At 63.7% G+C, this 13,463-nt stretch carries 9 protein-coding genes and 2 pseudogenes; 2 read left to right on the top strand and 9 right to left on the bottom strand.

The window, feature by feature from the left end; all coding sequences use genetic code 11:
- Positions 1-885 precede the first annotated feature (885 nt).
- Positions 886-2,232: a M16 family metallopeptidase gene (locus tag ABIB73_RS35645; protein ID WP_085398585.1), complete on the top strand. Its 1,347-nt coding sequence runs from the start codon at positions 886-888 to the stop codon at positions 2,230-2,232.
- Positions 2,229-3,665 (top strand): annotated as a pseudogene (locus ABIB73_RS35640) (M16 family metallopeptidase). Before ABIB73_RS35645 ends, ABIB73_RS35640 begins: the two are co-directional and overlap by 4 nt.
- Before the next feature lie 321 nt (positions 3,666-3,986).
- Here ABIB73_RS35640 and ABIB73_RS35635 read toward each other — a convergent pair.
- From ABIB73_RS35635 to hypF, 9 genes and pseudogenes are all read right to left on the bottom strand, one after another.
- Entirely contained in the window at positions 3,987-4,700 is a 714-nt protein-coding gene (locus ABIB73_RS35635; RefSeq protein ID WP_354231935.1) for a hypothetical protein, read from the bottom strand.
- Between the two features lie 145 nt (positions 4,701-4,845).
- The gene (locus tag ABIB73_RS35630; RefSeq protein WP_354231933.1) at positions 4,846-5,157 is read right to left on the bottom strand and encodes a hypothetical protein; all 312 of its coding nucleotides are present in this window, start codon (positions 5,155-5,157) and stop codon (positions 4,846-4,848) included.
- A gap of 603 nt (positions 5,158-5,760) precedes the next feature.
- The gene (locus ABIB73_RS37665) at positions 5,761-6,549 is read right to left on the bottom strand and encodes an HU family DNA-binding protein (protein ID WP_502918481.1); all 789 of its coding nucleotides are present in this window, start codon (positions 6,547-6,549) and stop codon (positions 5,761-5,763) included.
- 29 nt (positions 6,550-6,578) lie between these two features.
- A pseudogene (locus tag ABIB73_RS35620) lies at positions 6,579-7,093 on the bottom strand (response regulator); the annotation flags it as partial.
- Entirely contained in the window at positions 7,090-8,790 is a 1,701-nt protein-coding gene (locus tag ABIB73_RS35615) for a hydrogenase maturation protein (protein ID WP_354098755.1), read from the bottom strand. The gene ABIB73_RS35615 and the pseudogene ABIB73_RS35620, both read right to left, overlap by 4 nt.
- 8 nt (positions 8,791-8,798) lie before the next feature.
- Complete coding sequence (gene hypE, locus ABIB73_RS35610; protein ID WP_354098754.1) at positions 8,799-9,839, bottom strand: hydrogenase expression/formation protein HypE; 1,041 nt, start codon at positions 9,837-9,839, stop codon at positions 8,799-8,801.
- Positions 9,836-10,978 carry a hydrogenase formation protein HypD gene (hypD, locus tag ABIB73_RS35605; protein WP_354231931.1) on the bottom strand — a complete coding sequence of 381 codons (1,143 nt, stop codon included), beginning with the start codon at positions 10,976-10,978 and terminating at the stop codon, positions 9,836-9,838. The genes hypE and hypD overlap by 4 nt, the downstream gene beginning before the upstream one ends.
- Positions 10,975-11,211, bottom strand: coding sequence for a HypC/HybG/HupF family hydrogenase formation chaperone (locus ABIB73_RS35600; RefSeq protein ID WP_085398637.1), 237 nt, complete (start codon positions 11,209-11,211; stop codon positions 10,975-10,977). Before ABIB73_RS35600 ends, hypD begins: the two co-directional genes overlap by 4 nt.
- Complete coding sequence (gene hypF, locus ABIB73_RS35595) at positions 11,211-13,463, bottom strand: carbamoyltransferase HypF (protein WP_354098751.1); 2,253 nt, start codon at positions 13,461-13,463, stop codon at positions 11,211-11,213. Before hypF ends, ABIB73_RS35600 begins: the two co-directional genes overlap by 1 nt.

Raw genomic sequence — 13,463 nt, 5'->3', positions numbered from 1 at the left:
TTGGTTATGATCGCATTTGACGAGATGTGCACTTGCCGCGCGTATGCTGCAGAAAAGCCATTCTACGACGCCCTAGGGAACAACGCGTTTGTTGATTGCTAGAGGTGATTGCCGACGAGGCGGTTCGCCGGCTGAACGCTATCAACGTTATCCGCGACCACATTGGCGAAGTGGGCCCATTCTCGACAACCTAATTCGCGTTACCGAGACATCTACGTTATTCCGGCGCCTTGTCCTACACTATTTCGGCGGAGTTCACTCCAAGCAGCTGCTCGCCAACTCCCGTCTCGCGATCATGAGAAATATTGCGAAGCCACTCACGGCGCAGAGGGAGAGTGAGCCATCAGCCGAGTTGAGTGCAATGCCGTGGCATCCGCTGCGAAGAAATTTGCGCTCCAGCGAACAGGCAATCGTTCACTGCCCGCCCGAGTTGGACCGTCGGTAGGACGCCGTGCGTCAGACGTTTCGATGGATGAGCGTCCTTATGCGTGTAACAGCGACTGCGAAAGTTGAGACGGCGTTGTAATCGCCGCTCGGTCTGTCGTTTGCTGCAAGTTGCCATTCTGCCAGTCGGCGCCAAGTTATGGTGCGCTTTCGTGCGCAATGTCGTATTCACGACATGCCGGCGGTTGACCGTTGGCCAGTACGTGCGCCCCACGTTTTGTTCTGCGTCCAGTTGGCGCGTAGCGTGGCCGTGCGCAGGCCGCCAGGCAGTTGGCCCGGTCTTTGCTCAGTTGCTTGCCAAACGGTGTGCGGCCTCCCGCTTTTGTAGGGATTGTCTGTCACAGAACGTGGCTCTCTGTGGAACGAAAAGGCGATGCGATGAAGAACAGGAAATCGGTAACCGCCAAGGTGGGAAGCACCGCGGCTGGTGCCTTCGATTTGATGACGCGCACCGCACTGGCTGTCGAAACGTATGATAGCGCGGATGACATTAATCAAGGGAGCGTCGTTGCCCGGGACACAGTCAGGTCGGATCGACCAGCCAGCTTCACGCTTCAGAACGGCCTGCAGGTCGTGGTGATTGCGGATCATCGGACACCCGTTGCGACTCAGATGATCTGGTATAAGGTCGGCTCCGCCGACGAGCCACCCGGCAAATCGGGGCTTGCGCATTTCCTCGAACACTTGATGTTCAAGGGCACATCCAAACATCTCTCCAAGACCGTGCTGCAGGGCAGCTTCACCGGGACCGACCATACCAGCTATTTCCAGCAGGTGCCGCGCGAGCAGTTCGGTAAGATGATGGAATTTGAAGCCGACCGCATGACCGGTCTCATCCTCAAAGAGGAGAACGTGCTGTCGGAGCGCGACCTGGTGCTGGAGGAATGCGATTTCTTCGCCAACAGGCCGAATCCGCAGCTCACCCAGCAGATGATGGCGGCGCTTTACCTCAACCATCCCTACGGCCGCCCTGTGATCGGCTGGCGTCAGGAAATCGAAAAGCTCGACCGCGAGGACGTGCTCGCCTTCTACAAGCGTTTTTATGCGCCGAACAACGCCATCCTGATGATCACCGGTGACGTCGACGCAAATGATATCCGCCCGATGGTGGAGAAGAGTTATGGCCACATCCCCCCGCAACCATCAATTCCCGCGGAACGCCTGCGACCGCAGGAGCCGACGCCGGCCGCGCCGCGTACCGTGACGCTGACCGATCCCCGCGTCGAGCAGCCAGCCTTGCGCCGTTATTATCTCGTGCCGTCGGCTCACCCCGCGGCCGCCGGCGACAGTCCAGTGCTTGATGTTCTCGCGGGATTGATGGGTAGCGGCGCCAACTCACATCTTTATCGCGCGCTGGTGATCGACAAGCAGATCGCGATCAGGGCGGGGACGTTCTACAACAGTATCTCGCTCGACCCTTCGTGCTTCAAGATTTCTGCGATCCCGAAGCCCGGCGTTGGGTTCGGGGAGATTGAGTGCGCCATCGACGATGTGATAGCCGATATGGCGCACATGTGCGCGCGCGCCGAGGATCTCGAGCGGGTCAAAACGCAGCTGATTGCGCGAGCAACCTACGCCCACGGCCAAGAAGTGCTTGCGACCTGCTACGGTGCTAGGCTCACGACCGGACTCAGCATCGACGAAATCCGAGGCTGGCAGGACGGCATCCGCGCCGTCACCGCCGACCAGGTGCGCGCGGCCGCTGGGAAATGGCTCGACAAGAAACGCTCCGTGACCGGCTATCTCATGAGAGAATCAACGCGGAACCACCAGGAGAAGCGATCATGACCGATTCCTTCACACCTCGTGCGGTCTTCGCCGGCGGAGCCGCGCTCTCGACCGCGATGCGCGCCTCGCCACGTTCACCTTCCGCGGCCGGAACGCGTGGCGCGACCAAGATCCAGCGCCTGGTGTCATCTTGCGGTATAGTAGCCTGGTTCGTGCAGGACGCCACTGTCCCGTTGATTGCGATGAAATACGCATTCGGCGGCGGCGCGACCCAAGACCCCACCGATAAACCCGGCGTCGGCTACATGGTGTCTGGCCTACTCGGTGAAGGCTCCGGCGATCTGGATCCCAGACCTTTCATGAGCGGCTCGACCGTCGCGCGATTGAGCTAAAACTTTGAATCGACCCGCGATCACCTCCGCGGTGCCTTGCGCACGCTCGAAGACAACAGGGACGGGGCCTTCGACCTGTTACGGATGGCATTAACGTCGCCGCGTTTCGACGCGGCCGATGTCGAACGGATTCGTGCCAGCATGCTTGCGAACCTTCGGCAGGACTCGACCGATCCTTGGTCCCTCGCCAATCGCAAATTCCTCGAAGTCGCCTTTAACGATCATCCTTATGCTAGGGAGACCAGAGGCACGATCGAGAGCGTGCCAAAGATCGAGGTCGCGGATCTCAAGGGCTATGTCCGACGCGTGATAGCAAAAGACACGCTCAAGATCGCGGTGGTCGGCGACGTCGATCCAGAGGCCCTGTGCAAATTGCTCGACAGGACTTTTGGCGGCCTGCCGGTCATGCCGGATTTGACGCCGGTGCCCGACGTGGTCGCAGCAACACCGCCGCAGCGCGTCTTCATTCCGCTCGATGTGCCCCAGACCGTTGTGACTTTCGGCGGTCCCGGCGTCCGCCGCAGCGAGCCCGATTTCATGGCGGCCTATGTCGTCAACCACATCCTCGGCGGCACCGGTCTGACGTCGCGGCTGTTCCGCGAAGTCCGCGAGAAGCGCGGGCTGGCCTATTCGGTCCATGAGCGCTTGGTCTGGATGGATCATTCCGCCATGTTTGTCGGCAATAGCGGCACCCGCGCCGATCGCGCTGACGAGACGGTCGAACAGATCGAGAATCAAGCCCGCCGAATCGCCGAGGAAGGACCGCCCCAGCAGGAACTCGACGATGCAAAGTCTTACCTGAGGGGCTCACAGATGCTGGCCCTCAACACTTCCTCGAAGTTTGCGCGAACGCTGCTGCAGCATCAGCTTGATAAGCTACCGATCGACTATGTCAAACAGCATAACGCCGTCGTCGATGCAGTGACGTTGGAGGACGGCAAGAGGGCCGCACAGCGGCTGTGGGGCCAGGGTCTGCTCACCATTATCGTCGGCCGCTCCCCAATGGGCGCAGCCCGGTCGACCGCCGTGCCATCGGCCGCGACTTCCTCACCAGGCGCCGAGCAGTTAGGCGCCACGGCATCGCCCAAAATACCGGCCTAACCCAATTAACTTTAGGCAACGCCCCGCGTGAGCCTCGCTCTCCGCTCCGCCCTGGGGTGAGAGAACCGGAGAGCGGTTGCCGTGGGCATAGAATCGACGAATAACCTTGTAGCCTTTCGAGAGCGACGTACGCCGTTAAAGACGACATGCTCGCCGAGCGGTGGTGCAAACAGACCATCCAGCGCCTACACAACCCAGATGTCCTTCTCAAGCAGATGAACACGCCGTCCCGAGGCGGTCGCGGCAACGCCCAACGCTTCAGGCCGACCTCGCGCGACAGGGTGAGATTACGTTTAGCCATGAGGCACGAGGGTTTGACTTCTAGACTTCGACAACCATCCGGGCAGCGCAGGGCGAAGCGCAATTAGCTCGTCGACCGTGGTCTTGGACATGCGCATCGCCCTGGTTTTGCTCGGCGATGGCGGGCGCCGACAATCGGCTTGGTTCCGGCTCCCCAGCTCGCAAGGGGCAATTGGATGCCGGAGCGATCTGCGTGAGGCCGATCATTGACGCGATCGACGGACCTTGCCCGCCAGTGATCGCGAGATCGAGGTCGGCAGGCAGGCTTTCTCTTTGCAACGCGGTATCGATATTCTCGAGCGCAGTCTGTGCTTCGGTGGTCAGTTCGTTCTTGACGTCGTTTTTCGCCAGCTCGCTCGCCATGCGGGAGCGTAGGCCTTTGTCGGAGAGTAGGCGATCGAGCGCGGAACCCTGCACTAACCTGAGATCGCGATCATTGCGATCATCGCCGCTCAATCGGACGAGGCCGATCGCGCGTCGCAGCGCGACCGGATAGCTATCCGCAAAGCCGTCAGGCTGGACGATCTCATAGGCGAGTTCGGAGGTCTTCGGTGCCACGAACACAAACACGGTAGACCGGTTCGCCAGCGACCTTGCCGTCGTGTTCGAGGGCAGGAAGGGCTGCATCTTCGCCGGTCCATTCCCACCGTGAGAGGTGATGCCGCGAAAGCGCTCTATGGTGAGAGCGTAGATCGCAGCCGCCGGCGGTTTGGCTGACGGTGGGGCATCGGTCATCTGGCCTCCCAGACTTGTCGCCAGGCTGGAATTCCGAGGGACGGATTCGATAGCGAGCGAAATTGCCTTCATGCGGGCCTATCAGTTCGGCTGCGGCGATTTCGGCGAAATGCTCGCGGCCGTCGGGGACGATCTCTTTCTCCGATCAAGCTGCTATTCGTGTTGCGACGTCCCCCCGACCCACGCGCGCGCGGACAAGTTCGGCGATGAGCTCGCGAAACTGTTCGCGGTAGCGAAGTCGGAAGGGATTGGGTTCGCCGAGGGATTGGCGAACGGCGGCGCAGCGAGCGGCCGAGCGCTCATAGCGCCAGATGAAGGCGTCCCTGAGAAGGTCGATTTTTTTCAACTCGTAAGCACCGAGCACGGCTTCCGTATAGGTCTGCCGGGGCACATCGGCGAACGACAGCGGCGCTAGCTTGCGCTTGATGAGCGGGATGTTGGCGGCGAGGCGCGACACGGGCTTGTTCACGTCGTCGAAGGGCTGCAGGTGTAGAGCTGCACCATCACGAAAAACGCTTGTTCGAAGGGGTCGCTGATCGCGGCAGCGGTTGCCAGGATCTGATAGAAGCTTTCCTCAATGAGCTGCGGCACCTCCAGCGGATGGAATTAGGAGCGTTCGATACCGACGGGTATGTAACGCAGCCTGCCGCCGCCTTGGAATCGGCAAGGAGGTCGTTAGCGAGGAGCGCAGTCACCAGTTCAGTCATAGGCGGCATCGGCATCTAGAGACCAGGTTCGAATGCTAGAAGGTTGGCTTTCGAGAAGCTGACCTGTACCTCGACACAGAGGACTTGATTCGTTGAAATTGGCCTGATTTGGCACGCCATTTTTGCGCGAGTTTTTTCGGTTGTGAACGACCACATGACGCGCGCGCGGTCGGCACTGCGCCCTTTCTCCGGCGGTCTCAACGACGAGGCCGGGGAAACTGTCGATGCGCTGCTCAAGGCATACGCGCTGCTGGCCAGTCTCGTTGAGCGAGGCGACTACGGCCAAGACGGCCCAGCGCTTGCGCCGATAACCCGTCGTTTGAACGCAACACGTGCTGAAGCTAGCCCCCTAATCAGCTTCGGCGGAGGAAAATTTCGTGCTCCAGGTTTGGCGGCCCAATGCTGGCCGTGTAGTTTACGACGCGGGACAAGGTTTCGTTGTCGGTATCTAAAGTCGTCCGGTCTTTAATCGCGGGCGACAGCAAACCGAACGGCCCAGTGCAGGGCGACGGTTCGGGCACGCATGCAGGATGCGGCATGACTTTACGCGCCAGGCAGAGGACATTCGGGGTGGCACCTCCCGTTACTGATCGCTTGACCAAAGCGACCCAAAACGAAATCCAGCAATCTCTTGAGTTGCTGGGCTCTTTCGATCGATTTGGTGGCGGGGCCCGAAACGTTGTGGTTTCCGTGCTTCCGGGAGCCCAGTGATAATCGGTTCCGAGGGGGCGGACGAAGGTTCTCACCACGGTTTGTTCACGATCATTCACTTGAAGCCGAACCAATTCAGCGCAACGGCCCTGGTCTGAGTCAGGCGTGGATGGACTGATCTTGGCGCTCTGACCGCGGGACTTGTCGATGCTAATGGTGACTAGCACCCTGCCCAACGGGTAGTCGTTACCGCGTCGGCCGCCGGCGGCTTGGCATGATGGAACCCTACGTCCGTTTGAGTGGATGGCTATCGCCAGCTCCATCCTCCAGGAACTGGCCCGGCTTTGCTGGCGAATTTCCGGGACAGAGCAGCGCTTCGGCCTTGAAGACCGGAAAGCGCTTTGCTCGATTTGCACGTACTGGCCCGTTTTTGGGTTACGGCCTGTGCGAGGCTGCCGATGGCTGACCGAAAATACCCCGAAGCCTCGCAACTCAACCCGGTGTCATTCGGCTTGCAATATTTGAACGCCGATTGACATGCATGCACGATGCGGTCGAAATCGTAGAGCTGCTTGGCCACTCCGCGCTTGACCGAGACGACCTTCTTGATGTGCCCCGAGGTTGCCTTGACGTCGACGCCGGCGGTCTCGGTCTCCTTCTGCAGCCGATAGAGCTGAACCGCCTCCTTGACGGTTTCGACCAGTTGGTCCGGCTGCCAGGGCTTGGTGATGTATTGATAGATGCCGGCTTCGTTCAGTCCTGCGATGATGTCCTCGGACTCCGAATAGCCGGAAATGATCATCCGCACCGGATCCGGCCAGAGCTCGCGGACGCGCTTCAGGAAGCTCACGCCGGATTCGTGCGGCATCCGCTGGTCGCAGAGGATCGCGTGGACGATCTTGCCCTCCAGCAGCTTCTCCGCATCGGTCGCATTGCCGCGCAGAGCACCTCGAAATCCTCCCTGAGCACGCGCCGCAGCGCTTCCTGCGAGCGGACCTCGTCGTCGACGACGAGAATGGTTCCCTGAATGTTCACGATGGCACCACCATGCCGACAGGCCGATCTGGCGCACGCCGGGACCGGTGACCAGCGATGGTCAGCGGCGTGCGCGACTTCGGCACCTTGTGGATGAAATTGTAGCGCGCGACGTGGTAGCTCGGATCGAAGCCGTAGAAATTCAGCTTCATCCGCCGCAGCTCCTCGTCGCGGTAGGATTGCAGGGGCTTCTCGGCCTCATCGGCGGCGCGCCGCTGCCGCTTGGCGGCGAGGCGCATGGCAAAGCCGGCATCCGATGCCATGGTGGCGCCGCGCTGTACGAGGCTTATATCGGCAAGCTCCTCGCCCGATAGCACGCGATCGACGATGCCGAGGCGCCGCGCCTCCGCCACGCCCATCGGGAGCCGGCATTGCGTGATCCGGGTTGCGTTCGCGGCGCCCGCACGGCGCGGCAGCAGATAGGTCCAGTATTCCGAGCCGTAAAGATTGCCCATGTCCTTGTAATGCGGATTGAGGACGATCTGGTCGCTTGCCCAGACCTCGTCGGCGGCAAGATTCAGGAAGACGCCGCCCGCACCCGCATTGCCGCGAATGACCGAGACGACCAGGCGGTCGGTGGTCTCGATGATCGCGCGGGCAAGATCGTCGATCGCATTGATGTTGCGCCAGGACTCATCCGCGGGGCTGTCGGCCGCCTCGATTTCTGCAAGATGAATGCCGTTCGACCAATAATCCCGGCCGCCGGTCAGGAGCAGCACCCTGGTCGGGCGCGCCAGCGCCGCGCGATAGGCCTCGAGCAGGGCCTCACAGTCGGCGGTCGCCATGGCGCCGTTGTAGAAGGAGAACGCGAGCTCGCCGACCTCGCCATGCTCGCGATACCGGATCGGGGCGTAGCCGCAGCCGGGACGGTGCGGCAGATGCGCCGCCTCGGCGGCGAAGAGTTTCGCCGTCGGCAGCTTCAGGCTCTTCGGCGCGAGCTGCCTGACATGCCCGATCCAGACCGCACCATCGACCGTGGCGCGCGCCAGCGCGCCGTCGCATTGCGCGACGACGGTGCCGGGCACGCCGGAGATGCCGTGCGCCTCATGCGCATCGAACAGCCTGATCTCCTGGAAGGACAGACTGTCGACCAGGCCCGGCATGCCGTCGGCGCTGTCAATCTTGCGCAGCACGGTCGCGGTGGTGTCGTGCTGCCAGTCGATCGCCCGGCCCGCCTGGCGGCAAGGTCCGCGCACGCGAATGCGCGCGTCGTCCGTGTCCATCGGCTGCGGGGCAGGCCGTCCGGATTCGATCGCCGCGACGGCTTCGAGCACCGCCGCAACCGCGCAGGACGTCACCTCATTGCGGTAGATGCTGGACTTAGGCGCGCGCCGCATCGGGAAGCTGCGGAACGCCCAGACCGGACCGGCGTCGAACTCGCCATCCGCCTGCAAGACCGTGACGCCCCACTCGCTTGCACCGTCCAGAATCGCCCAGTCGAGCGCCGCCGGACCGCGATCGCCGGGCGGACCGGCATGGACGACCAGGCACCGCAGGCTGCGCCAGACGTCGTTGGGAATCGCCTGCTTCAGGAACGGCGCGATCACAAGGTCCGGCCGATGCAGCGCCACGCTCTCGCGCGTGACCTCGGCATGGATGTCGAGCTCGACCGCGACATCGTGGCCTCGATCCCTGAGCTCGACATGCAGCCGCTGCGTCAGGCTGTTGAAGGAATGCGACAGGAGCAGGATGCGCATGGTTTGCCTCAACAGATTCTCGGCAATTGCTCGCCCGACAGCCAGTCGACGATCCGCCCGCCGCCGAAGCTCGTGGCCATCTGCACGAAATGATGATCGTCGGCCACGGCCTCGCCGATGTCGGCGGCGTCGCGGCCAAGCGGATGCGCCCGCATCGCGGCCAGCACTGCAGCAGCATTTTCGGGCGCCACGATCGCGACCAGCTTGCCCTCATTGGCGACATGGAGCGGATCGAGCCCGAGCAGCTCGCACGCTGCCGCGACGCCCGGCTTGACCGGGATCGCCTCCTCGCGAAGATGGAAGCCGAGGTCGGACTGCTGGGCGATCTCGTTCAGCGTGGCGGCAAGCCCGCCGCGGGTGGGATCGCGCATCAGGCGGATGCCGCGGCCGCCGGCTTCGACCATCTTCGCGACGAGATCGTTCAGCGCCGCCGAATCCGAGACGATCTCGGTCTCGAAGGCGAGATTCTGCCGCTTCGACATGATCGCCACGCCGTGATCGCCGAGCGTGCCCGAGATCAGGACGCGATCGCCGACGCGGGCATTCTCCGCCGAGAGATCGAGCCCGTGGGGCACGACCCCGACGCCGGCGGTCGAGATGAACAGGCCGTCGGCCTTGCCGCGCTCGACCACCTTGGTGTCGCCGGTGACAATGTGAACGTCGGCCGTGCGCGCAGCCTCGCCCATCGATTCCGCGATCATCTTGAGGTCGGCGAAGCGGAAGCCTTCCTCGATGATAAAGCTTGCGGAGAGGTAGAGCGGGCGTGCACCGGCCATGGCGATATCGTTGACGGTGCCGTGCACTGCAAGCGAGCCGATATTGCCGCCGGGGAAGAACAGCGGCGAGACCACATAGCCGTCGGTCGTCATCACCATGCGCCCGGCACCAACGTCGAATGCCGACTGGTCGTTGCCGCGCGCCAGCCATTCATTGCCGAAGGCCTCGTGGAACAGACCCGAGATCAACTGCGCCATGGCCCGGCCGCCCGAGCCGTGGGATAGGTCGACGTAGCCGTTCCTGATGTCGAGCTTGCGCTGGTAGGCCTTCATGACACGCGCCTTTGCTGGTGGTCGCGGAAGCGGCCATAGGTCCAGTGTGCGGCGCAGGCGCCTTCGGAGGAGACCATGCAGGAGCCCATGGGCGTCTCCGGCGTGCAGACGGTGCCGAACAGCTTGCAGTCGACCGGCTTCTTCACGCCGCGCAGGATGGCGCCGCATTCGCAGGCGGGATTGTCGTCGACGCGCAGCTCGTGCATGTCGAAGCGCACCTCGGCGTCGTATATGGCGTAAGCGCGCTTCAGCTTCAGCCCGCTATAGGGAACCTGTCCGAGCCCCCGCCATTCGAACTGATCGCGCAGCTCGAAGATGTCGGAGACCTCCTCCTTGGCGCGCAGATTGCCGTCGCGGTTCACCGCGCGGCTGTACTGGTTCTCGACCTCGTGCCTATCCTCGTTGACCTGCCGCACCAGCATCAGGATCGCCTGCATCATGTCGAGCGGCTCGAAGCCCGCGATCACCACGGGCTTGCCGAACTCCTCGTCAAAGAACTCGTAAGGGGCCGTGCCGATGATCGTCGAGACATGGGCCGGCCCGACGAAACCGTCGATCTCGACCCGGCCGATGTTGCGGATGTCAGGACTTTCCAGGATGTTCTGCATCGCCGGCGGCGTCAGCACGTGGTTGCAGAACACGGTGAAGTTTTCGAGCTGCTTCTTCTCCGCCAGCCGGATCATGACTGCAGTCGGCGGCGTCGTGGTCTCGAAGCCGATGGCGAAGAACACGACCTCGCGTCCGGGATTGTCCTCGGCGATCCGGATCGCGTCGATGGTGGAATAGACCATGCGGATGTCGGCGCCGCGCGCCTTCGCCTTCAACAGCGATGTGCCCTGCGAGCCGGGAACGCGCATCAGGTCGCCATAGACGCACAGGATGACGTCCGGCCGCTCGGCGAGCCGGATCGCCATGTCGATGCGTCCGGCCGGCAGCACGCACACCGGACAGCCGGGGCCATGGATCATCCGCACGTTCTTCGGCAGCATGTCCTCGAGGCCGTAACGCGAGATCGCGTGGGTATGGCCGCCGCAGAATTCCATGAAGCGATAGAGCTTTTGCGGATCGGCTTCCGCGCGGATCGCTTTCGCAAGCCCGAGCGCGATCTCCTTGTCGCGAAACTCGTCGGCATATTTCATGACGCGGCTCCCTGCCCCTCGGCGCTAAGCTCGCGCAGCAGCTCGAGCGTCCGCATTGCCTCCTCCGGATCGATCTTCGTCAGGGCATAGCCGACATGGATGATCACATAGTCGCCGACGGCGAGATTCTCGATCAAGGCGACCGATATCTCCTTGCTCACGCCGTCGATCGAGACGATTGCCATCTCGTCGGGCAGGAGCTTCGTGACCTCAGCAGGTATCGCGAGACACATCAGGCGGTTCCTTCCAGGCCGTACTGTTCGAGTTGGAGCGCGGCGATCCAGGCCTGGCCGAGGCTGAGACCGCCGTCATTGGGCGGCACTTGCCGCGGCAGCAGCGGCAAGAGACCGGCGGCGATACAGCCGCGCTCGATCTCGCAACTGAGGATCGCGTTGAGAAAGCAGCCGCCGCTCAGGGCGACGGTCGTGACGCCGGTCTCGCGCGCCGCACGGGCGATCCAGTCGACGCAGGCAGCGGCGAGCGTGCCATGGAACAGCCCGGCCCCCTCGACCGGATCGATGCCCTCGGCCGCAAGGCGCGCAAGCAACGGAAACAGGGACAGCACCCCATCCTCGATCGTCCAGCCGTCTTTCATGGAGCGCGGCGCGCGAACCCGCGCCTCCAGTTTCATCGCGGCTTCGCCCTCATAGCTCTGCACCTGGCAAAGACCGAGCAGCCCCGCCGCCGCATCGAACAGCCGGCCGGCGCTGGTCGTCACCGGTACGCCCGGCTGGTCGAGCAAGGCATGAAGACGCGCAGCCTGCGGCTGCGCCGCAAACCGGGTCGCGATCGCGTTGCCGCGGGCCAGGCCATGCAATGCGCTTGCAGCCATGCGCCACGGCTCGCGCGCGGCGCGATCGCCGCCCGCCATCTTCATCGGCGCCAGATGGCCGAGCCGCCGGAACTGCGCGCGCTCGCACAGCAGGAGCTCGCCCCCCCAATTGCCGCCGTCGCTGCCCTGGCCGAAGCCGTCGAGCACCAGCGCCAACGCAGATCCCGCGAGGCCATGCTCCGCCATCACGGAGGCGGCATGGGCATGATGGTGCTGGACTGCGATCAGTCGCCGCCCGCTCGCTTCGGCGAAGCGGGTCGAGGCTATGTTCGGGTGCAGATCATGGGCGATAACCGCCGGCTCGACGTCCAGCGTCGACAGCAGGTGGCCGATGGTTTCTTCGAAGACACGGACGCCTCCGGCGGTGCCGAGGTCGCCGACGTGCTGGGAAACGAAGGCCTCGCTGCCGCGCGTGACCGTCACGGTCGACTTCAACGCGCCGCCGACCGCAAGGATCGGCGGCACCGGTCGCGCCAGCCGAACCGGCTCCGGCACGTAGCCGCGGGCACGGCGGATGAATTGCGTCCGGCCGGCGACGACGGCCGCCACGGAATCGTCGGCGCGGGTGACGATGTCGCGGTCATGGCTGACGATGAGGTCGGCGATGCCGGCAAGCCGCAGCTCGGCCTCGCGATTGTCGGTCAGAAGCGGCTCGCCGCCGGGATTGGCGCTGGTGGCGACGATCGCCCAGCTCTCGCCGGCGAGCGGATACGCCGCATCCAGCGCCTCGAAGATCAAATGATGGAGCGGAGTGACCGGCAGCGCGATGCCGATCCGCGCCAGCTCCGGCGCGATCGCCGGCGAGAGCCGATGGCGCGATGTCATCAGCACGATCGGCCGCGGCGACGTCTCGAGCAAGGCGAGCTCGGCAGCATCGGCGTCGGCGATGCCGGCGACCGCGTCCACCGAGCCGACCATGACTGCAAACGGCTTCTGGTCGCGCTGCTTGCGCTGGCGCAGGCGCTGCACGGCCGCCTCGTCCCGGGCATCGCAGACAAGCTGATAACCGCCGAGCCCCTTGACTGCGACGATCTTGCCTGCGGCGATCGCGGCAGCGATGTCCTCGATACCGTGGCTGAGCCGCGGGCCGCATTGCGGGCAGGCGATCGCTTCGGCATGGAAGCGGCGGCTGTCGGGATCGGCATAGTCGCCCGCACAGGCCTTGCACATCGCAAAGCGCTTCATGGCCGTGGTCGCGCGGTCGTAAGGAAGCCGCTCGGCAATGGTATATCGCGGACCGCAATGGGTGCAGTTGACGAAGGCGTAGCGATAGAACCGGCCGGCTGGATCGAACAGCTCGCTCAGGCATTTTGGACAGGTCGCGGCATCGGCGACGATGCGTGTCGACACCCTGCCCTGGTCGCTCGCGCGGATATAAAACCCTTCGCTCGCCACCGCCCCGACCGGCTGCACCGAGATCTCGTCGATCCGGGCGAGCGGCGGCTTTTCCAGCGGCAGTGCCCTGACGAAGTCCGACGCGCGCTCGCCCTCGACCTCGATGACGACGCCATGGGAATCGTTGGCGACGAAGCCGCCGAGGCGGTAGCGCGTGGCGAGGCCGTAGACATAGGGGCGAAAGCCGACGCCCTGTACCGCGCCGCGCACGTGCAGGCGCAGCCGCCGTCCGTCCCGCGCCGTGGCCTCGCCGCCCAT

Source organism: Bradyrhizobium sp. F1.4.3, assembly GCF_040548375.1.
Classification (GTDB): Bacteria; Pseudomonadota; Alphaproteobacteria; order Rhizobiales; family Xanthobacteraceae; genus Bradyrhizobium.
This window is presented reverse-complemented; position numbering and strand designations above follow the sequence as displayed.

Excerpts from the sequence above, each read along its gene's own strand:
- ABIB73_RS35635 (WP_354231935.1), bottom strand. The coding sequence starts at position 4,700 with ATGACCGATGCCCCACCGTCAGCCAAACCGCCGGCGGCTGCGATCTAC.
- hypF (WP_354098751.1), bottom strand. The coding sequence starts at position 13,463 with ATGGGCGGCGAGGCCACGGCGCGGGACGGACGGCGGCTGCGCCTGCAC.
- ABIB73_RS35645 (WP_085398585.1), top strand. The coding sequence starts at position 886 with ATGACGCGCACCGCACTGGCTGTCGAAACGTATGATAGCGCGGATGAC.
- hypD (WP_354231931.1), bottom strand. The coding sequence starts at position 10,978 with ATGAAATATGCCGACGAGTTTCGCGACAAGGAGATCGCGCTCGGGCTT.
- hypE (WP_354098754.1), bottom strand. The coding sequence starts at position 9,839 with ATGAAGGCCTACCAGCGCAAGCTCGACATCAGGAACGGCTACGTCGAC.
- ABIB73_RS35600 (WP_085398637.1), bottom strand. The coding sequence starts at position 11,211 with ATGTGTCTCGCGATACCTGCTGAGGTCACGAAGCTCCTGCCCGACGAG.
- ABIB73_RS35615 (WP_354098755.1), bottom strand. The coding sequence starts at position 8,790 with ATGCGCATCCTGCTCCTGTCGCATTCCTTCAACAGCCTGACGCAGCGG.